Genomic DNA, 17,410 nt, shown 5'->3' on the forward strand with positions numbered 1-17,410 from the left:
CTATGGCGTCATCGGGTATCCGCGACCGCGTCGCGATCGTCGGGATGGGCTGCACGGCCTTCGGCGAGCACTGGGACAAGGGCGTGTCCGACCTGCTGATCGAGTCGTCCACGGCCGCCATGACGTCCGCCGGGGTGACCCGCGACGACATCGACGCCTACTGGCTCGGCACGATGGGCTCCGGCACCAGCGGGCTGACGCTCTCGCGGGCGCTGCGGCTGGACAACAAGCCGGTCACCCGGCTGGAGAACTTCTGCGCCACTGGTTCGGAGGCGCTGCGCAACGCCTGCTACGCCGTCGCGTCCGGCGCCTATGACATGGCCATGGCGATCGGCGTCGAGAAGCTCAAGGACTCGGGCTTCTCCGGCCTCGTGACCACCCCGGTGCCTGGAGACGGCACGGGCAGTGACCTGACGGCACCGGCCGCGTTCAGCCTGCTCGCGCCGGCCTACGCGAGGCGCTACGGCGTCGACGACGCCGAGCTGAAGGACGTGCTCGCCAGGATCGCGGCGAAGAACCACTACAACGGCGCCCGCAACCCGCGGGCGCAGTTCCGCAAGGAGGTCAGCCGCGAGGCGGTGTGCGCCGCGCCGCTGGTCGCCGGGGCGCTGGGCGTGTTCGACTGCAGCGGCGTCTCCGACGGCAGCGCCGCCGCGATCGTGGTCCGCGCCGAGGACGCGCACCGGTACACCGACCGGCCGATCTACGTGAAGGGCCTGTCGTTCGTCGCGGGCCCGGCGACCGGTACGTCCGACCCGTCCTACGACTACACGACCTTCCCCGAGGTCGTCGCGAGCGCGCGGGACGCCTACCGGCAGGCCGGGGTGACGGACCCGCGCCGCGAACTGGCGATGGCCGAGGTCCATGACTGCTTCACGCCCACCGAGCTGGTCCTGATGGAGGACCTCGGCTTCGCCGACCGCGGCTTCGGCTGGAAGGAGGTCCTCGCCGGGACCTACGAGCTCGGCGGGGACCTGCCGGTCAACCCGGACGGCGGGCTGAAGGCCTTCGGCCACCCGATCGGCGCCAGCGGCCTGCGGATGATGTTCGAGTGCTGGCTGCAGCTACGCCGTGAGGCGCCGCCGGAGCGGCGGGTCGCCTCGGTGGACGCGGGCCGGACACTCGCGCTCACCCACAACCTGGGTGGCCGGCCGGGTGAGTGCGTCTCGTTCGTCGGCGTCGTCGGCTCCGAGCCCGGCGACTGAGCGCTCGTCCGAGTGATGCTAATTAGTTAACTTCTTGCTATTATCCAACCTATGGTTGCGCAGGTACCGGTGGCCGAGGGCTTGTTCACCTGGCCGTCCGACGAACCCCGGCTGATCGGCTCGGAGCGGGACGGGGTGATCTCCTTCCCGGCCCGCACCGGCGAGCAGGAGCGCCTGCTCGGCAGCCGCGGCACGCTCTGGAGCTTCACCACCCAGCAGTTCCGCCCGCCGTCCCCGCCCTACGACGGTGCCGACACGGCGGAGACGTTCGTGCCGTACGCGGTGGGCTACGTCGAGCTGCCGGGCGAGCTGCTCGTCCAGGGCCGCCTCACCGAGGCCGACCCGGCGAGGCTCGCGATCGGCCAGGAGATGGAGCTGACAGTCGTGCCCTACACGACCCGCCCCGACGGGACCGAGGTGCTGACCTTCGCGTTCACGCCGACGGGCGGAGCGGACGAGCGGGAACAGGGGGATAGCGCATGAGCACGGCGGACGTCGCGATCGTCGGGGTCGGGTTGTTCCCGTTCGGCCGGTACGGCGCCAAGCCGTGCATGGAGATGGGCGCCGAGGCGGCCCGCGCCGCGCTCGCGGACGCGGGCGCCGACTGGGCCGACGTCCAGACCGCGTTCGTCGGCAGCCACGAGGTGTCCAACCCGGACGCGATCGTCGGGCTGCTGGGCCTGACCGGCATCCCGGTGCGTGGCGTGTTCAACGGCTGCGCGACCGGCGGCACCTCCCTGCAGATGGCCGCGCGGGCCATCCGCTACGGCGAGGCCGACGTCGCGATGGCGATCGGCATGGACAAGCACCCTCGCGGCGCCTTCTCCGGCGATCCGGCGATCATGGGCCTGCCGGCCTGGTACGGCCAGACCGGGATGTTCCTGACGACGCACTTCTTCGGCACGAAGATCAACCGGTACATGCACCAGCACGGCGTCACCCGCGAGACGCTGGCCCGGGTCGCGGCGAAGAACTTCGCCAACGGCGCCCGCACCCCGCACGCCTGGCGGCGCACCCCGATGACGGCCGAGCAGATCCTCGACTCCGAGATCGTGAACTACCCGCTCACCCGGTACATGTTCTGTGGCCCCGATGAGGGGGCGGCCGCGGTCGTGCTGTGCCGGGCGGACCTCGCCCGCCGGTACACCTCGGCCCCCGTGTTCGTCCGGGCCGCGGAGCTGCGCAGCCGCCGCGCGGGCGCCTTCGAGGTGCAGAGCCCGTCCCTGCCGCTGGAGTCGGCGCCGAGCCCGACGGTCGACGCGTCCCGCGCCGCCTACGAGGCGGCGGGCATCGGCCCGGGGGACGTCGACGTCGCGCAACTGCAGGACACCGACGCCGGCTCCGAGGTCATCCACCTGGCCGAGAACGGCTTCTGCGCGGACGGCGAGCAGGAGAAGTGGGTCGCCGAGGGCACCACCGAACTGACGGGGCGGCTGCCGGTCAACACCGACGGCGGCCTGATCGCCAACGGGGAGCCGATCGGCGCCTCCGGCCTGCGCCAGGTGTACGAGATCGTCCAGCAGCTCCAGGGCCGCGCCGGCGACCGCCAGGTCGGCGGCACTCCGCGCGTCGGCTACACGCACCTCTACGGCGCCCCGGGGGCGTCGGCGGTGTCGATCCTGTCGCGCTGAACGGCACGCACCGAGGACGGCCACGTCCGCCATCGGCGCGGCTCCGGCCCTCGCTGCGCGCCCGGCCGGCATCCGCGCCCCAGGGGCCGGCCGGGCGCCAGCGGCGCGCCGGCCGGCGGGAACGGAAGGGCATGAGCACGCTCGACCAGCTGACGGTGGCGCCTGAGGACACCGTTCTCTACGACGTCCGGGCGGACGGGGTGGCCGTCCTGACGCTGAACCGCCCGGGCCGGCGCAACGCCTGGGGTTACGACATGGAGACCCGCTACTTCGCGCTGCTCGACGAGGCCGCCGCGGACCCGGCCGTCCGGGTCATCGTGGTCACCGGCGCCGGCGGCACGTTCTGCCCGGGCATGGACATGGACATCCTGCGGCGCGCGTCGACCGACCCGACCTACCAGCGACCGGCCCGCCGCCCGCAGACCCACGCCCGCACCGTGCCCAAGCCCGTCGCCGCCGCCGTGGACGGGGCCTGCGCCGGTATCGGGTTCGTGCAGGCACTGATGGCGGACCTGCGGTTCACCACCGCGCGGGCGAAATGGACGCCGTCGTTCACCCGGCTCGCGCTGACCTCGGAGGACGCGGTCAGCTGGCTGCTGCCCCGTCTTGTCGGCGCCGGCCACGCCGCGGATCTGCTGTTGTCCTGCCGGGTGGTGCGGGGCGACGAAGCGGCGCGTCTGGGCCTTGCCAACCGCTGCGTCGAGCCCGACGACCTGCTGCCGGCCGCGCTCGCCTGGGCCGCCGACGTGGCGCGCGGCTGCGCGCCCTGGGCGCTGGCCCAGGTCAAGAACCAGCTGTCGCTCGACATGACTTCGACGTTGGAGGAGTCGCGGCTGCGCTCGAACGAGCTACTGACCGTGGCCCGTGAACGGCCCGACTATGCCGAGGGTGTCGCCTCGTTCCGGGAGCGCCGGGCGCCCCGCTTCGAGGGTCTGCCTGTCGACCATCCGCCGGTCGAGCTCGCCGGGCGGGGCCGATGAGCGCGGACGGCTCGGCCCCGCCCGCGCCCGCGACGGCCGAGTCGGCGGTGGCCGAGCCCGTGGCTGGGGAGCCGCGGGATCTCGTCGGGTACGAGGTCGACGACGCCGGCGTGGCGGTCGCGACCCTGGACGACCCCGAGAACCGCAACGGCTGGTCGCCGGACATGGAGAACGCCTACTTCGCCGTCCTCGACGCCGCCGCGGCCGACCCGGCCGTGCGCGTCGTCGTGCTCACCGGCGCCGGGCGCACGTTCTGCCCCGGCCTGGCGATGAGCCGGCTCGGCGCGGTCGCCACCGGCGGGCTGCGGCTGGCCGACCGCCGGCCTCAGTACACGCCGCGGCTGTTCCCGAAGCCGCTGATCGGCGCGATCAACGGTGCCTGCGCCGGGATCGGCCTCATCCAGGCCCTGCAGTGCGACGTCCGGTTCGCTGCCCGCGGCGCCCGGTTCTCGACCGCGTTCGCCCGCCGCGGCCTGTCCGCCGAGTACAACCTGGCGTGGGTGCTGCCGCGCCTCGTGGGCGTCGAGCGCGCGCTCGACCTGCTGCTGTCTGCCCGCACGTTCGACGCCGAGGAGGCCCACCGGATCGGCCTGGTCAGCCGGCTGTCCGAGCCCGGCGAGGCACTCGCCGACGCGCGCGCCTATGCCCGGGACCTCGCCGTCAACTGCGCGCCGACCGCGCTCGCGGTGATCCGCCGCCAGGTGTACGCCGACCTGGACGTCGACTTCAACGAGGGCCTGCGGCGCTCGTTCGCGGCGATGGCCGACATGAACGCCCGCCCAGAGCTCGCCGAGGGTGTCGCGAGCTTCCGTGAGCGGCGCCCGCCGGACTTTCCGCCGCTGCCGGCGGACTTCGATCCGGCCGCGGTCCTCGACGCCGCGCCGGCGCCGTTCCCGCGTCCGGTGGCCTGACCCGCGGCCGGCTGGCTCCGCGGTCGGCCACACGACGAACGATCAGCTATCTGGTGGAAGAGGTGCGCCCTGACCGCCCAGCATCCTGGCCGCCTGGGCCCGCTGCTGGACGTGCGGCCCCTGGGCGGCGACCTGTTCGCCGGCCCGGGAGGCCCACCGCAGTCGGGCACCAGGGTCTTCGGTGGCCTGCTCCTCGCGCAGGCGCTGGTGGCCGCCGGCCGCACCGTCGGACCGGGCCTGGCCGTCAACAGCCTGTACGCGGGCTTCCTGCGCCCAGGACAGGCCTCGTCGCCGCTCGAGCACGAGGTGGACCGGGTCAAGGACGGGCGCAGTTTCAGCTCCCGGGCGGCGCGGACGACCCAGAACGGGGCCGTGCTGCTACGGATGGAGGCCTCGTTCCACGCGGGGGAGACCGCGCTCGCCCACCAGGTGCCCGCCCCCGACGCGCCGGCGCCGGACGCGCTCGCTCCGGCGGAGAGCTGGTTCCACGGCGCGGGCCAGGATCCGGCGCGCTGGGCGCGCGCGTTCCTGGGCAGCCACCCGGTCGACGTCCGTTTCCTCTCGGAGCCGCCGCCGCTGTCGGTGCGCCGTGGACCGCAGCCGCCGTGCCTCGCGGTGTGGCTGCGCTGCCGCGGGCCGCTCGGCGACGACCAGCTGCTGCACGCCGCGGCGCTGGCCTACGCCTCCGACCTGTTCATGCTGAGCGCGGCTCTGCTGCCCCACGGCGAGGTGCTGGCCGGCGTGGGCGCGTTCTTCGGCACGACGCTGGGGCACGCGATCTGGTTCCACGAGCCCCGCAGGGCCGACGACTGGCTCTACTTCGAGCAGGTGAGCCCATGGACGGGACACGGCAGGGCGATGACGCAGGGCCGGGTGTTCGACCGCAGCGGCGCCCTGGTCGCCACCGTCGCGCAGGAGGGTCTGCTGCGCCGCCGGGAGGCCACGGCGCCCGCGCCGTTATAGGATCGCGGATAGGTGACCAGTCGGCCTGGGATCCGTTCGGTGGGGGAGTACAGCGGGCTCGACGTGGAGGCGTTGCGGGCGGAACTCGGGGATCGTCGAGGATCAGCTGCCGCACCCAGAGAGGTTTCTATGCGTGTCGGAGAAGGCCGCGGTCAGGCCGATTCCATCACTGACCTCGGCCGAGGCTTTTGACTCCGGGGTGTTGCTCGCGCCAGCGCCGGCGGCGCGGCTCATCGAGCATGCGAGGCAGTGCCTCGGTCGTCGATGTGGTGCGGCTACCACTGCAGGCGCGGTTACTGTAGGCGGCTGCGTCGTCGGTCAGGCCGCGGTTGGCCGAGGTCGCGTCAGCCCTTGTTCAGGTGCTCGTAGTCGGCGGCGATGCGCGCGAGGTGGTCGCGGGCCGCGTCGTCGAAGAAGGCGAGGTCGACGAGGGCCTCGAACAGTTCGATGTAGGTGGCGATGTCGGCGGGTCCGGTGAGGGTGGCGGTCGCGGTCTCGGTGCCGACCATGACGGCGTCCTGGTCGTAGAGGTGGAAGCCGTGCCGGGGGAACACCCGTACCGGGGTGGTCCAGGGGATAATTCCGAGGCGCACGTTGGGCCGGTCGATCGCCTCGGCAAGGGCGTGGACCTGCTCGGCCATGGTCGCGGCCGAGCCTGCCTGCCAGCGCAGCGCGCCCTCGGTCATGACGAGGACGAACTGTTTCGAGGTGTCGCCGAGTTGTCGCTGCCGGGCGAGGCGTGCCTGGGCGGCTTCGTCGATCTCGTCGCTGGACAGGGCGTGGGAGTCGGGGGTGCCGAACACGCACCGCATGTAGGCGGCGGTCTGGAGCAGGCCGATCACCATGGTTGGCTGGAACGCTTGGACGAGGGTGGCGGAGACCTCGAGGTTGCCGATGCGGCGCTGGGTCTCGGCGACGCCGCGGGCCATGATGACCTTGGTGGAGGCCTCGTCGCGTAGCCCGATGACGAGGGCGACAAGGTGGTCGCGTTCGTCGGTGCCGAGCTTGTAGGCGTGGCAGAGTGCGGTGACGTCGTCGGTGCTGGGGAGGAGAAACCCCCGCTCGATCTTGGAGATCTTGGACTGGGACATGCCGGTGCGCCGGCCGGCCTCGGCGCCGGAGAGTCCGGCGGCGAGGCGGGCCGCGCGCAGGGTGGCGGCGAGGCGGGTCCGGTCGGCCGGGCCCCGGCCACGCACGGGCGCAGGGGTGGTCATGCGGCGCGGTTGGCCCGCCATTCCTCGGGGTGTCGGGCCCACCAGTCGAGGAAGGGTTCGGCGGTGGCGACGGCGGCGTCGCGGCATCGTCGGTAGGCGGTGGTCTGGTCGTCGTCGACGGGTTCGGCTCCCTCGAACCGTCCGGTGGGGTCGTAGTGCATGCGCAGGCCGTGCTGGTTGTCGACGATCCAGAAGTCGTGGTCGACCAGGGCGGCCGGTGGTGGGGTTTCGGTGAGGTCGAGGACGCGGATGTCCTCGAACCGCGCGTTGGGCCGGTAGCCCCATTCGCATTCGTAGCGAAGGTAGTCGGTGAGCGGCGTTCGCAGCACGTGGACGCGCTGGTTGAGGATTCCGGCTTCCTTTTCGTGGCGGAGCCGGTCGAGCCAGGGCTGTTTGCGGGCCAGGTCGGGGCCGGGCTCGCCGCGCAGGTAGCGGGCGACGTCGGCGCCGTCGGTGGCGTCGTCATAGTGGTCGAGGGTCTCGAGCCGGAACGCCGAGTGGGTCAGGCGGGCGTCGATGTACTCGCCGAGCTCGACGGCGTTGAGCATCGCGTGACCTCCTCCAGCAGCGACAGCGGAACCTCGACGGCCGTCTCGTCCGCCCCGAGAGGTACCCGTGCCAGCGTGCCCGCGTCAAGGCGGTAGCCCTGGATGACCACGGTGCCGCGGTCGGTCGCATAGGCCGTCGGGCAGGTCCGCCCGTCCGGGCATTCGCCCGCGATCCGCGTGAGTCGCATCGGTCCTCCTGTGGTCCGCGACGATCGGTTAGCCCATCTTAGATGGAATAGCTTGACATGCAAGATCCCGGCGACCTAGTTTCTTAGTCCAGTTCTGATGGAATTGAAGGCCCGGCGGGTGTGGCCGGCGCGTAGCCTCCGCCACACGCGCCACAGCCCGTCCCGAGACCCGCCGCCGCCCGGAACAGCGACCGAACGCCGGGCGGCGTCGGCACCACCCTTCCAGGAGGACCCGTTGACGACCCTTGCCCCATCGTCCACCGACACCCCGCCAGCCGTCCGGCGTGGCCGCGAGCTCGTCGACGAGACGCTGTTCGGCCGGCTCACCGCCAAGGTCGCCGAGGACCACCCCGAGTTGACCAGCGACGCCGAGCGGATCGTCGACCAGGCGCTGGCGTTCCTCGGCGCCTGCGCGGGCAGCCCCTCCCGTTTCTCCCCGTCCCACGCGGTCGACGTCGGCTGGCATGCGTTCCTTCTCCACACCCGGGAGTACGCGCAGTTCTGCGCCCGGGTCGCCGGGCGGTTCCTTCACCACGTTCCCGAGCACCCGTCCGAGTGGGGGGTCACCGTCCTGACCGTGGCCGATATGGTGGCCGCCATCGAGAGGGCCGGCTTCCACGTCGAGCGCGACCTGTGGACCGGTCGGCACGGCGAGTGCCAGACCACGAACTGCCACCAGTGCCACGCCACCTGCCACGACAGTCCCTGACGAGGAGCCGGCCCTGCGATTCCAATGGGCTGACCTCCCCGCGAAGGCCCGGGCCGCCGTCGAACGGCGGTGTGGACCTGTCCGCGCGGCGGCGACGGCCCCGGACGGCCTGACGGTGGGTGTCGCGGCCCGGCTCGACACGGAGACGGGGCCGGTGTTCGTGAAGGCGTCGCCGCTCGGCGCCCCGGCCATCGGCCACTACCGCCGCGAGGCGGACGCGAACGCCGCCCTGCCCCCGGGCACGCCTGTGCCGCGGATGCTGTGGTCCGCCGAGATCGAGGGCTGGTTGCTGCTGCTGTTCGAGTACCTCGACGGCCGGGACTCGGATCTCGCGCCGGGCTCGCTGGACCTGGCCGCGGTCGGGCGGGTGATCGAGACGCTTGCCGGACGGCTCACTCCAAGCCCGTGGGAGCGCGCGCCGAGTGTGGTCGTGAAGATCAAGGCGCTGTACGAGAAGGCCGGCGAACTGCTGGGCCGGTGCCCCGAGGAGTTCTCCGGCCTCGCGGCGGCGACGCAGTTCGACCTCGGAGCGGTGGAGGGCGCGTCGCTGCTGCACGCCGACCCGCACCCCGGGAACTACGTCGTCACCGCCGACGGCGTGCGGGTGATCGACTGGTCGCACGCGTGCCGTGGCGCCGCGTGGGTCGACGCCGCCCTGCTCGCGCCCCGGCTTGTCGTTGCCGGGCATTCCCCGGCCGAGGCCGAGGCCCTGATGGACCAGTTGTCGGTCTGGGGTGACGCCCCGGCGCGCGCGGTGACCGGCCTGGGGGCGGTCACCGCGCTGTTCTGGGCGCATCAGGCCAGGTTCGGCCCGCCCCGGATGCGCGCGCGGCGGGCGGTCGCGGCGGCGGCCGGGCTCGCGTGGGCCACGCACCGGATCACCCGCGGACACTAGCGGTAGTCCGTTGGATCAAGATTGTGGTGGGTAGGCCTTCACTGGCCCTCGGGGGGAGGGAGTCAGTGATGACCAATATGGTGGCCTGCCCGCCGGCGCCGGGTCCGTTGGAGGAGTATGCGGCGCGGTTCGATGATGTGTTCTCGGCGGTGGCGCAGCGGCGGGGGTTCCGGAGTATCTGACCGGGCTTTTGGCGCCGCGGGATCGGAACAAGACGTTGACCGCCCTGGCCGGGGCGGAGCCGCTGGGGGTCCGCCAATCCCTCGAGGGGAGTCTTCCGCCTCGTCGATGCCTTCCGCCACCTCCACCCCACCGACAACGCCTACAGCTGGGGCGGCCGCACCGGCGACGGCTACCGCTACGACCACGCCCTCCGCTCCACTTCCCCCTCGCCCTCGAGCGCACCACCAGACCGTCGAAGGAGGCACGAGGTGGAACATTTTCGCCCCTCCGGCGGCCCTTTAGCCGGCGTCGTCGCCCTTGATGAGGCGGACCGGGGTGTAGGTCATGACGGTCTCGCCCCGCTGGTTGAGCACGGTGTTGCGGGTCGTGACGACGCCACGGTTCCCGCGACTGGCGGGGCGGGACTCGGTCACCTCGACCACGACGGTCAGAGTGTCGCCGACGTAGACCGGCGCGCTGATCGACAGATCGGTCCGCATGAAGGCCATGCCGGTGCCGTGCAGCACGTTCGTCCCGATGACCAGGCCCTCCGCGTAGGAGAAGACCATCATCCCGGGGCACAGTCGGCCGGTGTACCCGGCGGACGCGGCGTGCTCGGAGTCCATGAACAGCGGCTCGGTGACGCCGACGAGCTGGCGGAACAGCACCAGGTCGGTCTCGGTGATCGTGCGCGCCGGTGTGCGGAACGTGGTGCCGACGGTCATCTGCTCGTAGGTCTGCCCGACCACCAGCGGCGGGGCGTCGGTCGGCGCCGTCGTCGTCATGCGTGCTCCCTTCGAGGCACCCGGCCGGGCGTCGATCGGCGCACGCCGGGAGGATCTGCCAAGCTATTGGTTAGATAATATGCCGGTTTAGAGTCTCGCGACGGCTCAAGCCAGCCTCAGGTGGCTTGGACCGGCATCGGCGGGACGTCGAACAGCTCGGCGAACGCGCCACCCAGGACCCGGTCGCGCACCGCCGGGTCGACGTCGTCGAACAGCTCGTGCAGGACCTTCTGGGTGTTGGGGAACGTGCCCTCCAGGTGCGGGTAGTCGCTGCCCCACATGACCTTGTCGTAGCCCAGGGCGCTCACGGCCAGCAGCGCGCTCGGGTCATGCTGGAACGAGGTGTAGACCTGCGAGTAGACGATCTCGCGGGGGGAGCGGGAGAGCTTGGGCCGCACGAACATGTCGTGCTGGCGGTAGCCCTCCTCCATCCGGTCGGCGAGCGCGGGAATCCACGCGGCGCCGGCCTCGGCGACGAAGATGCGCAGGCCCGGGTGGCGGTCAAGCGCGCCCGAGGCGACCAGGTGGGCCACCACCCGCTGCCCGGGGAAGAAGGTCTCGACGTAGTTGATGACGCTGCCGCCGGGCCCACGGGAGATGACCTGGGGCATCATGCCGGTGCCGATGTGGAAGCACAGCGGGGTCCGCGACTGTTCGGCCAGGCTCCACAGCGGCTCCCAGACCTCGGAGTTGTAGGGCCGGTCGGGCGGGGGAGTGGCTGGCATGTACACGGCCTGGAAGCCGCGGTCGCGGGCACGGGCCAGCTCGGCCACCGCGTCGTCGGTGTCCAGCACGGACGTGATCGCGGCGGGCACCAGCCGGGGACTTGCGGCGATGATCGTGTCCGCGGCCCAGTCGTTGTAGGCCGCCGCGCTCGCCCGGGCCAGCTCCGGGTCTGTCATGTTGTGGATCCAGAAGCCGCGGGAGGGGAACACGACCTCGCCCCAGACCCCCTGGTCGTCGAGGTCGGTCAGGCGGATCGTGACGTCCTCGGCGCCCGGCGGGCGGATCGCCTCGGCGAAGGACAGCGGGTCGCGGCGCATGATCTGGCCGTCCACGTAGACCGTCTCGCGGTTGTCACTGCGCTCCACCCGGGGCGCGCGCTCGGCCAGCCGCGCCGGCAGTGCCCGCTCCCACAGGTCCAGCGGCTCCAGCGCGTGCGAGTCGCCCGAGTTCGCCCAGATCTTCCCCATGATGATCTCCCCTTCTGGCGCGCAACCTCACAGCGTGAAGCCGCATGCCACAAGATCGTAAAGTTACGTACCGCAGGATCCCGGTGCCTCGGTCGCTGGTTGCCGGCGCCTTGACGGGGTCGCGCGGCGGGGGACATACTGCCGCCCAGCCAGCTAAAGATAAATTATAGAACTAATTGAGCGTTCGTGGGGGCGAGGCGCCGACGTCTCGAGCACCCACAACCCATCGGCAGGTGACCCCGAGGAGAAGGCGATGGCGTTGGACGCAGAGCCCGAGGGCCGGCTCTACATCGGCGGGCAGTTCCGCGAGGCCGCGGCCGGCGGGCGGTTCGACGTGCTCAACCCGGCGGACGAGACGCTGGTCGGCACCGCCGCCGACGCTCAGGCCGAGGACGTCGCCGCCGCCGTCGCCGCGGCGCGGCGCGGCGCGGACGAGACGTCCTGGGCCAGCGACCACACCTTGCGTCAGCGGGTGTTACGCCAGCTACAGGAAGGGCTGCGCAAGGAGGCAGCGGCGGCCCGGCGGCTGCAGGTGGCGGAGGCCGGCACCGTGGTCGCCAACATCGGCAACCACATTGACGTCATGACCGAGGACATGACGTTCTTCAACGACCTCATCGGCCGGTTCCCCTGGGAGACCGACGTCGGCGTCCACCAGGGCGTCGGGCTGCCGAGCAACCGCCGGGTCCGCTATGAGCCCTACGGCGTCGTCGGCGCGATCACGCCGTGGAACGCGCCGTTCATGACCGACATCTGGAAGATCCAGCACGCGCTCGCGACCGGGAACACCATCGTGCTCAAGACCGCGCCGGACACGCCGCTCACCGGCGCCCTCATCGCCCAGGTGGCGCATGAGCACACGGAGATCCCGCCCGGCGTGCTCAACGTCATCAGCTCGCGCGACAAGGCGGCCGCCGGTGAGGCGCTCACCGGCGACCCGCGGGTGGACATGTACCACTTCACCGGCTCACCCCAGGTGGGGCAGCGGATCTACGAGCGGGCCGCGGTGGGCATCCGCAAGGTGTGCCTCGAGCTCGGCGGCAAATCGGCGAACATCATCCTCGACGACGCCGACCTCGCCGTGGCGATCCCGGTATCCGTCGGGATGTGCATGGCCAACAGCGGCGAGGGCTGCGCGCTCGCCACCCGGATGGTGGTCCACGCCGCGCGCTACGACGAGGTCGTCGAAGCGGTGACCGCGGCCGTCGCGGCGCTGCCCTGGGGCGACCCCACCGACCCGGCCAACGTCGTCGGCCCGATCATCAACGCCGCGCAGCTCGCCCGGATGGAGGGCCTGGTGGACCGGGCGGTCGCGGCCGGCGCGCGGGTGACCGTCGGCGGGCGGCGCGGCGCGTCGCCGACGGGCGGCAGGGGCTTCTGGTACGAGCCGACGGTCGTCGCTGACGCCCACGAGGACTCCGAGATCGCGCAGTACGAGGTCTTCGGCCCCGTGCTGACGATCGTCCGCTACGACGGCGACGATGACGAGGCCGTCCGCGTCGCGAACAACTCCCGCTACGGCCTGTCGTCCTATATCCAGACGTCCGACCCGGAGCGGGCCTGGCGGCTGGCGAACCGGATGGCCGCCGGCACGGTCAATATCGGGCCGTCGTTCTACCTGTCGCCGGACACCCCGTTCGGGGGGTACGGCATCAGCGGCGTCGGCCGCGAGCACGGCGAGGACGGTTTCCGCGAGTACCTGCAGGCCAAGACCATCGCCAGCCCGGCCTTCCCGGCGGGGGTCGGGGCGTGAGCGGCCGGCTCGCGGGCAGGACGGCGCTCATCACCGGCGCCGGTTCGGGCCTCGGGCGGGAGTCCGCGCTGCTGTTCGCGGCCGAGGGAGCGAACGTCGTCGTCACCGATCTCGTGCCGGCGCGGGTCGACCGCGTCGTCACCGAGGTCCTGGCGGCCGGCGGCGTCGCCGTCGGCGCGAAGACCGACGTACGCGAGGCGCAGGAGTGTGTCGACGCGGTCGCGCTGGCGGTGGACACCTACGGGCGCCTCGACATCCTCATGTGCTCGGCCGGGGTGCCCGAGGAGGGCTTCGGCACGAAGGCCTTCGAGGACATCTCGATCGAGGGCTTCACCTCCATGCTCGCCACGAACCTGACCGGGGTGTTCCTCGCGGCGCGCGCGGCGGTGCCGGTGATGAAGGGGCAACGCCGCGGCACGATCCTGGCGGTCTCGTCGATGGCCGGCTTCGTCGCCTACCCGGGCTTCCCCGGCTACGCCGCGGCCAAGCACGGCGTCAACGGGCTGGTCAAGGGCATGTCGCTGTCGCTCGGCGCCTATGGCATCCGGGCGAACGCGCTCTGCCCTGCCCACGGCATGAGCATCAACTTCTCGATGCCGCCGGACGCGGAGGTGCTCGGCAGGAGCTACGAGGAGATGCAGCCCTGGGACCCGACCGCGACGTCGATCCCGCTCAAGCTCGACCGGCCACCGTCGCTGCGCGACAACGCGGGCGTGGCGCTGTTCCTGGTCAGCGACGAGTCCGCCTACATGTCCGGGGTGTGCCTGCCAGCCACCGACGGTGGCAACCTCGCCCGAACGTCGATCATCTTCCCCGGTGACCTGGGCGGTGAGGCCGGCGTGCTACCGGAGGCCCTCCGCTAGCGCGCCCGCCCCGTCCCTCCGGCACCCGCCGGCCCCTCGGACACACGCCGGTTGGACGAGGGGCCGGCGGGTTCTCCGTCCGCCGGCAGGCAGATGGCCCGCCGGCCAGGCACGCGACCTGGCTGGCGGGCCATCTGGGTGGCCGGTGTCAGCGCAGCGCGGACAGCACCTCGGGCCAGACCGCCGGGTCCGACTCGTAGGTCGCGTAGAAGGAGACGCGGGTCGACACCCGCGTCAGCTTCGCGCGTAGACCCTTGCCGACGTCGGCAGGTGTCCCCACGACGCTGAACTCGTGCAGCATCTCGTCGGTGATCAGGTCGCCCATGTTCGACCAGCGTCCCTGCTTGGACAGCCGTGTCAGTTCGGGCTGCAGGTCGCCCCAGCCGTGTACGTCCAGCACCGGGCGGTAGGCGGGCGTCGAGGCGTAGAACGCGATCTGGTCCTTCGTGCCCTTCACCGCCACTGCCAGCTCCCGCTCGTCGCGCCCGACGGTGACGAAGGACGGCCCACAGACGGTGAAGCCCTCGAGACTCCTGCCCGTCCTGGCGCGGCCGCGTTCCAGCGCGGGGAGGGTGACCTCGTCGAGGTAGCGCCGGGTGGTGAACGGATGCACGAAGAACCCGTCGGCGACCTCGCCGGCCACCTCGGTCATGAGCTCCCCGACGCCGGCGACAAACACGGGCGGGGGCCCGAACTCGTGCGGCGGCGGCGCGAAGAACGGCGTCATCAGCGTGTGCGTGTAGAAGTCGCCGCGGAAGTCCAACGGGGTGCCGTCCTGCCAGGCCGCCCAGATCGCCCTCATCGCCAGCACGAACTCGCGCATCCGCGGCGCCGGGTGCGACCACGGCATCGAGAACCTGCGCTCGATGTGTGGCCTGACCTGCGAGCCGAGGCCCAGGACGAAGCGACCGCGAGAGTAGCGGGCGAGGTCGAACGCGCTGTTCGCGAGCGTCATCGGGGTGCGCGCGAACGCGATCGCGATGGCCGTGCCGACGGTGGCCGCGTCGGTTGCGTCGACGGCGTGCAGGGCCTGCAGGAACGGGTCGTGCCTGGTCTCGCCGATCCACATCCCGTCATAGCCGGTGTCCTCGATCGTGCGGGCGCCCGCCTTCGTGGCCGAGATGTCCTTGCCGAGGCTGGCGTCGATCTTCATGGGGTCCTCTCGGTCGGCGTCCTCGGGACGGGCGCGTCAGCCCTTCCGGCGGGCCTTCTGACGGGCGAACTGGTCGGGCACCGCGAGGTACTCGGCGGTGTCGTGTGACTGGCTCTCGGCCGCGAGTCCGTAGCCCAGGGCCGCGACCGAGGAGGCGCGCAGTTGCTGGTTGAGAAGCGCCTTCGTCTCCTGCACCGCCTGGTGGGGCAGTGCGGCCAGCCGCTCGGCGAACGCCCGTGCCTCGTCCAGCAGGCGCTCCCGGGGGACCGCGAACGTCGCCAGGCCCAGCCGGACCGCCTCCGCGGCCGGAATGCGGTCGCCGGTCAGCAGGTAGCGCTTCGCGGTGAGCAGGCCGGTGTGGTGCGGCCAGGTGACGGCGCCGCCGTCGCCCGCCACCAGCGCGACGGCGACGTGCGGGTCGGCCAGGTAGGTGTCGTCCGCGATGAAGACGATGTCGCACAGCGTGCTCAGCGTGCAGCCCAGCCCGACCGCGGGGCCGTTGACGGCGGCGACCACCGGGACGTGGACGTCCAGCATCTCGGTGACGACCCGCCGCGCGTCCCGCATCGTGCGGCGGCGACGCGCGAAATCGGCGTGCAGCAGCGGGAAGTCGTCGAGGTTCCCGCCGGCGCAGAACGCCCGGCCGGCGCCGGTCAGCACGACCGTGCGGACGTCCCGGCTGTCCTCGACCTCGCGCCACACGTCGTTGAAGGCGCGGTGCAGCGTGGCGTCAAAGGAGTTCAGCTCCGCGGGCCGGTTGAGCGTGACGGTCCAGACCGGTCCCGACCGGTCCAGCAACAGCACCTCGTCGCCCATGGCCACCTCCATCGTGATCGCGCCTGATCTGATGAAATCATCTTAATGAGATAGTTATATAGGCGAGAGGTGGAGGAGGGGAAGATGGCGGAGCGCTCAGCCCTCGATGCGTTGGCCACACCATGCGTTGCCGCCCGGTCCTGCCCCTCCGGGGACAGCGTCGAAGCCGCTGCCGGACTGGTCCACCCGGACGAAGTAGTAGCAGGTGTTGAGCTGCCCGAACCCGCTCGTCATGTCGATCGGCTGGGCTAGCAGGCCACCCGCGTCATAGTCGCGCACGGCTCGTAGCCCGCTGAGGAACGCCGCGCGCGTGGGGCACGGTCCCGCCGCCTCAAGACCGCGGACGAACAGATCAGCGGTGATGAAGCCCTGCAACGTGGTCTCCTGCTGGGCGTCGGCCTGCTCCGGTGCGTAGGCCGCCACGGCTGCCTGATAGGCGTCGAGGGCCGCGGACTTTACCTGGAAGGAAGGTGTGGTGAGGTAGACGGACATCCCGGCGATGTCGGCGCCGTACCTCCCGGGCAGGCTCCGGTCGTAGCCGTCCGGCCCGACGGCGGCCTTGAGGGAGATTCCAGCCGCGTGAAGAGCCTGGACGATCGTGGCGAGCCCGTCGCCCGAGATCTCGGCGAGGACAACATTGGCCTGCTGGTCGCGGACCGCGTCCACGACGACCTGGGGGCTTGTCACCTGCTCGGCGTAGCTGACCTGCCCGACCACCGAGACCCCTGCTGACCGGAGGCTGGCGGCGTCCTTCTCTGCGACACCGTGCGACGACGGGTTGACCGCGCTTACCACCATGATGGCTCGGGTTCCGCCCGCTCTGGCCACGTAGGTGCCGAGCGTCGTGACCGAGGGGCCGGTCGTGTACGGGTAGGCGAACGCGAACATGTTGCGGTACCGGCCCCATACCGACTCGGCCACGATTCCCGCGACGGGGATGTCCTTGTCGGCGAGATAGGAGGCGGACCCGGAGGCTACAGCCGTCTCCTCCAGGAGACCGAACACCTCCACGTTCTCGACCAGCTCGCGTGCGGCGGTCAGGTTTGCCGAGGGGTCCGACTCGTCGTCGCGCCAGGTGATGTCGATGCGGCGGCCGCCCACGCCACCGTTCGCGTTCTGCTTGGCGATGCGTGCCTCGACGCCGGCTCGGACCGTCTTGAACGGTCCGGATAAGGGCCCGCTGTCGGGGTAGACGAGTCCGACCTTGATCGATTCCTCGCTGACCCCTGGGCTGGAGCAGCTGGCCGCGCTGGATGATCCGGCGGATCCGGAGCACCCGGCGATCGCCGAGGCGAGCGCGACGCACGCGGCCGCGGCGGCGTGCCGCCAGACCTGCCTGTGGGCCACGGTAACTCCATATCGCTAAATGATTAAGCTTAGAATATAGTTACCATGCGTGGATCGGCGTTGCCGCGGCGGGGGTCGCCTCCCGGCCCACGTG

18 protein-coding genes are annotated in these 17,410 nt (G+C 71.8%); 10 read left to right on the top strand and 8 right to left on the bottom strand.

The features are described from left to right. The first annotated feature begins 2 nt into the window (after positions 1–2). The 6 genes from FRCN3DRAFT_RS0214385 to FRCN3DRAFT_RS44490 all read left to right on the top strand — a co-directional run bounded on the left by FRCN3DRAFT_RS0214385 (position 3) and on the right by FRCN3DRAFT_RS44490 (position 5,690). The gene (locus FRCN3DRAFT_RS0214385) at positions 3–1,205 is read left to right on the top strand and encodes an acetyl-CoA acetyltransferase (RefSeq protein ID WP_007507314.1); all 1,203 of its coding nucleotides are present in this window, start codon (positions 3–5) and stop codon (positions 1,203–1,205) included. Between the two features lie 51 nt (positions 1,206–1,256). Further along, on the top strand, positions 1,257–1,688 hold the full coding sequence (locus FRCN3DRAFT_RS0214390) for a Zn-ribbon domain-containing OB-fold protein (protein ID WP_027140577.1): 432 nt from the start codon (positions 1,257–1,259) through the stop codon (positions 1,686–1,688). Next, the gene (locus FRCN3DRAFT_RS0214395; protein ID WP_007507309.1) at positions 1,685–2,836 is read left to right on the top strand and encodes a thiolase family protein; all 1,152 of its coding nucleotides are present in this window, start codon (positions 1,685–1,687) and stop codon (positions 2,834–2,836) included. The genes FRCN3DRAFT_RS0214390 and FRCN3DRAFT_RS0214395 overlap by 4 nt, the downstream gene beginning before the upstream one ends. Positions 2,837–2,967: 131 nt before the next feature. Then, positions 2,968–3,816 carry an enoyl-CoA hydratase-related protein gene (locus tag FRCN3DRAFT_RS0214400; RefSeq protein WP_007507307.1) on the top strand — a complete coding sequence of 283 codons (849 nt, stop codon included), beginning with the start codon at positions 2,968–2,970 and terminating at the stop codon, positions 3,814–3,816. Then, on the top strand, positions 3,813–4,727 hold the full coding sequence (locus FRCN3DRAFT_RS0214405; RefSeq protein ID WP_007507305.1) for an enoyl-CoA hydratase-related protein: 915 nt from the start codon (positions 3,813–3,815) through the stop codon (positions 4,725–4,727). The genes FRCN3DRAFT_RS0214400 and FRCN3DRAFT_RS0214405 overlap by 4 nt, the downstream gene beginning before the upstream one ends. A gap of 111 nt (positions 4,728–4,838) precedes the next feature. Beyond that, entirely contained in the window at positions 4,839–5,690 is an 852-nt protein-coding gene (locus FRCN3DRAFT_RS44490; RefSeq protein ID WP_007507304.1) for an acyl-CoA thioesterase, read from the top strand. A gap of 344 nt (positions 5,691–6,034) precedes the next feature. Here FRCN3DRAFT_RS44490 and FRCN3DRAFT_RS0214415 read toward each other — a convergent pair whose 3' ends face one another. The 3 genes from FRCN3DRAFT_RS0214415 to FRCN3DRAFT_RS0214425 are packed head-to-tail and all read right to left on the bottom strand — an operon-like array spanning position 6,035 to position 7,640. Beyond that, positions 6,035–6,904 carry a helix-turn-helix domain-containing protein gene (locus tag FRCN3DRAFT_RS0214415; protein ID WP_007507302.1) on the bottom strand — a complete coding sequence of 290 codons (870 nt, stop codon included), beginning with the start codon at positions 6,902–6,904 and terminating at the stop codon, positions 6,035–6,037. After that, the gene (locus FRCN3DRAFT_RS0214420; RefSeq protein ID WP_007507300.1) at positions 6,901–7,452 is read right to left on the bottom strand and encodes a DUF6879 family protein; all 552 of its coding nucleotides are present in this window, start codon (positions 7,450–7,452) and stop codon (positions 6,901–6,903) included. Before FRCN3DRAFT_RS0214420 ends, FRCN3DRAFT_RS0214415 begins: the two co-directional genes overlap by 4 nt. Further along, positions 7,407–7,640 carry a hypothetical protein gene (locus FRCN3DRAFT_RS0214425; RefSeq protein ID WP_007507297.1) on the bottom strand — a complete coding sequence of 78 codons (234 nt, stop codon included), beginning with the start codon at positions 7,638–7,640 and terminating at the stop codon, positions 7,407–7,409. The genes FRCN3DRAFT_RS0214420 and FRCN3DRAFT_RS0214425 overlap by 46 nt, the downstream gene beginning before the upstream one ends. Positions 7,641–7,875: 235 nt before the next feature. Between FRCN3DRAFT_RS0214425 and FRCN3DRAFT_RS0214430 the strand changes: the two genes are divergently transcribed. Both FRCN3DRAFT_RS0214430 and FRCN3DRAFT_RS44495 read left to right on the top strand, forming a co-directional pair. Then, entirely contained in the window at positions 7,876–8,349 is a 474-nt protein-coding gene (locus FRCN3DRAFT_RS0214430) for a glycine-rich domain-containing protein (RefSeq protein ID WP_007507296.1), read from the top strand. A gap of 115 nt (positions 8,350–8,464) precedes the next feature. Beyond that, a complete protein-coding gene (locus tag FRCN3DRAFT_RS44495) occupies positions 8,465–9,244 on the top strand; it encodes a phosphotransferase family protein (protein WP_007507294.1) in 780 nt (259 codons plus the stop codon). 461 nt (positions 9,245–9,705) lie between these two features. Here FRCN3DRAFT_RS44495 and FRCN3DRAFT_RS0214445 read toward each other — a convergent pair whose 3' ends face one another. Continuing rightward, positions 9,706–10,191: a MaoC family dehydratase gene (locus FRCN3DRAFT_RS0214445; protein WP_007507290.1), complete on the bottom strand. Its 486-nt coding sequence runs from the start codon at positions 10,189–10,191 to the stop codon at positions 9,706–9,708. Between the two features lie 116 nt (positions 10,192–10,307). Continuing rightward, positions 10,308–11,384: an amidohydrolase family protein gene (locus FRCN3DRAFT_RS0214450; protein ID WP_007507287.1), complete on the bottom strand. Its 1,077-nt coding sequence runs from the start codon at positions 11,382–11,384 to the stop codon at positions 10,308–10,310. Between the two features lie 253 nt (positions 11,385–11,637). On the opposite strand from FRCN3DRAFT_RS0214450, the gene FRCN3DRAFT_RS0214455 reads away from it, so the two are divergent. Both FRCN3DRAFT_RS0214455 and FRCN3DRAFT_RS0214460 read left to right on the top strand, forming a co-directional pair. Next, positions 11,638–13,137: an aldehyde dehydrogenase family protein gene (locus FRCN3DRAFT_RS0214455; protein WP_007507285.1), complete on the top strand. Its 1,500-nt coding sequence runs from the start codon at positions 11,638–11,640 to the stop codon at positions 13,135–13,137. Continuing rightward, positions 13,134–14,000 carry an SDR family NAD(P)-dependent oxidoreductase gene (locus tag FRCN3DRAFT_RS0214460; protein ID WP_007507282.1) on the top strand — a complete coding sequence of 289 codons (867 nt, stop codon included), beginning with the start codon at positions 13,134–13,136 and terminating at the stop codon, positions 13,998–14,000. The genes FRCN3DRAFT_RS0214455 and FRCN3DRAFT_RS0214460 overlap by 4 nt, the downstream gene beginning before the upstream one ends. A 148-nt stretch (positions 14,001–14,148) precedes the next feature. Here FRCN3DRAFT_RS0214460 and FRCN3DRAFT_RS0214465 read toward each other — a convergent pair whose 3' ends face one another. From FRCN3DRAFT_RS0214465 to FRCN3DRAFT_RS44500, 3 genes are all read right to left on the bottom strand, one after another. Next, positions 14,149–15,153: an LLM class F420-dependent oxidoreductase gene (locus FRCN3DRAFT_RS0214465; protein WP_007507281.1), complete on the bottom strand. Its 1,005-nt coding sequence runs from the start codon at positions 15,151–15,153 to the stop codon at positions 14,149–14,151. 36 nt (positions 15,154–15,189) lie between these two features. Then, positions 15,190–15,969 carry an enoyl-CoA hydratase/isomerase family protein gene (locus FRCN3DRAFT_RS0214470; protein WP_007507279.1) on the bottom strand — a complete coding sequence of 260 codons (780 nt, stop codon included), beginning with the start codon at positions 15,967–15,969 and terminating at the stop codon, positions 15,190–15,192. Between the two features lie 96 nt (positions 15,970–16,065). Then, the gene (locus FRCN3DRAFT_RS44500; protein ID WP_007507277.1) at positions 16,066–17,316 is read right to left on the bottom strand and encodes an ABC transporter substrate-binding protein; all 1,251 of its coding nucleotides are present in this window, start codon (positions 17,314–17,316) and stop codon (positions 16,066–16,068) included. Positions 17,317–17,410: the final 94 nt, after the last annotated feature.

The sequence above is a fragment of the Pseudofrankia saprophytica genome (assembly GCF_000235425.2).
Taxonomy (GTDB): domain Bacteria; phylum Actinomycetota; class Actinomycetes; order Frankiales; family Frankiaceae; genus Pseudofrankia; species Pseudofrankia saprophytica.

Coding starts and splice junctions, on each gene's coding strand:
- FRCN3DRAFT_RS0214465 (WP_007507281.1), bottom strand. CDS start 15,153: ATGAAGATCGACGCCAGCCTCGGCAAGGACATCTCGGCCACGAAGGCG.
- FRCN3DRAFT_RS0214390 (WP_027140577.1), top strand. CDS start 1,257: ATGGTTGCGCAGGTACCGGTGGCCGAGGGCTTGTTCACCTGGCCGTCC.
- FRCN3DRAFT_RS0214450 (WP_007507287.1), bottom strand. CDS start 11,384: ATGGGGAAGATCTGGGCGAACTCGGGCGACTCGCACGCGCTGGAGCCG.
- FRCN3DRAFT_RS0214385 (WP_007507314.1), top strand. CDS start 3: ATGGCGTCATCGGGTATCCGCGACCGCGTCGCGATCGTCGGGATGGGC.
- FRCN3DRAFT_RS0214455 (WP_007507285.1), top strand. CDS start 11,638: ATGGCGTTGGACGCAGAGCCCGAGGGCCGGCTCTACATCGGCGGGCAG.
- FRCN3DRAFT_RS0214470 (WP_007507279.1), bottom strand. CDS start 15,969: ATGGGCGACGAGGTGCTGTTGCTGGACCGGTCGGGACCGGTCTGGACC.
- FRCN3DRAFT_RS0214400 (WP_007507307.1), top strand. CDS start 2,968: ATGAGCACGCTCGACCAGCTGACGGTGGCGCCTGAGGACACCGTTCTC.
- FRCN3DRAFT_RS0214415 (WP_007507302.1), bottom strand. CDS start 6,904: ATGACCACCCCTGCGCCCGTGCGTGGCCGGGGCCCGGCCGACCGGACC.
- FRCN3DRAFT_RS0214395 (WP_007507309.1), top strand. CDS start 1,685: ATGAGCACGGCGGACGTCGCGATCGTCGGGGTCGGGTTGTTCCCGTTC.
- FRCN3DRAFT_RS0214425 (WP_007507297.1), bottom strand. CDS start 7,640: ATGCGACTCACGCGGATCGCGGGCGAATGCCCGGACGGGCGGACCTGC.
- FRCN3DRAFT_RS0214445 (WP_007507290.1), bottom strand. CDS start 10,191: ATGACGACGACGGCGCCGACCGACGCCCCGCCGCTGGTGGTCGGGCAG.
- FRCN3DRAFT_RS0214405 (WP_007507305.1), top strand. CDS start 3,813: ATGAGCGCGGACGGCTCGGCCCCGCCCGCGCCCGCGACGGCCGAGTCG.
- FRCN3DRAFT_RS0214420 (WP_007507300.1), bottom strand. CDS start 7,452: ATGCTCAACGCCGTCGAGCTCGGCGAGTACATCGACGCCCGCCTGACC.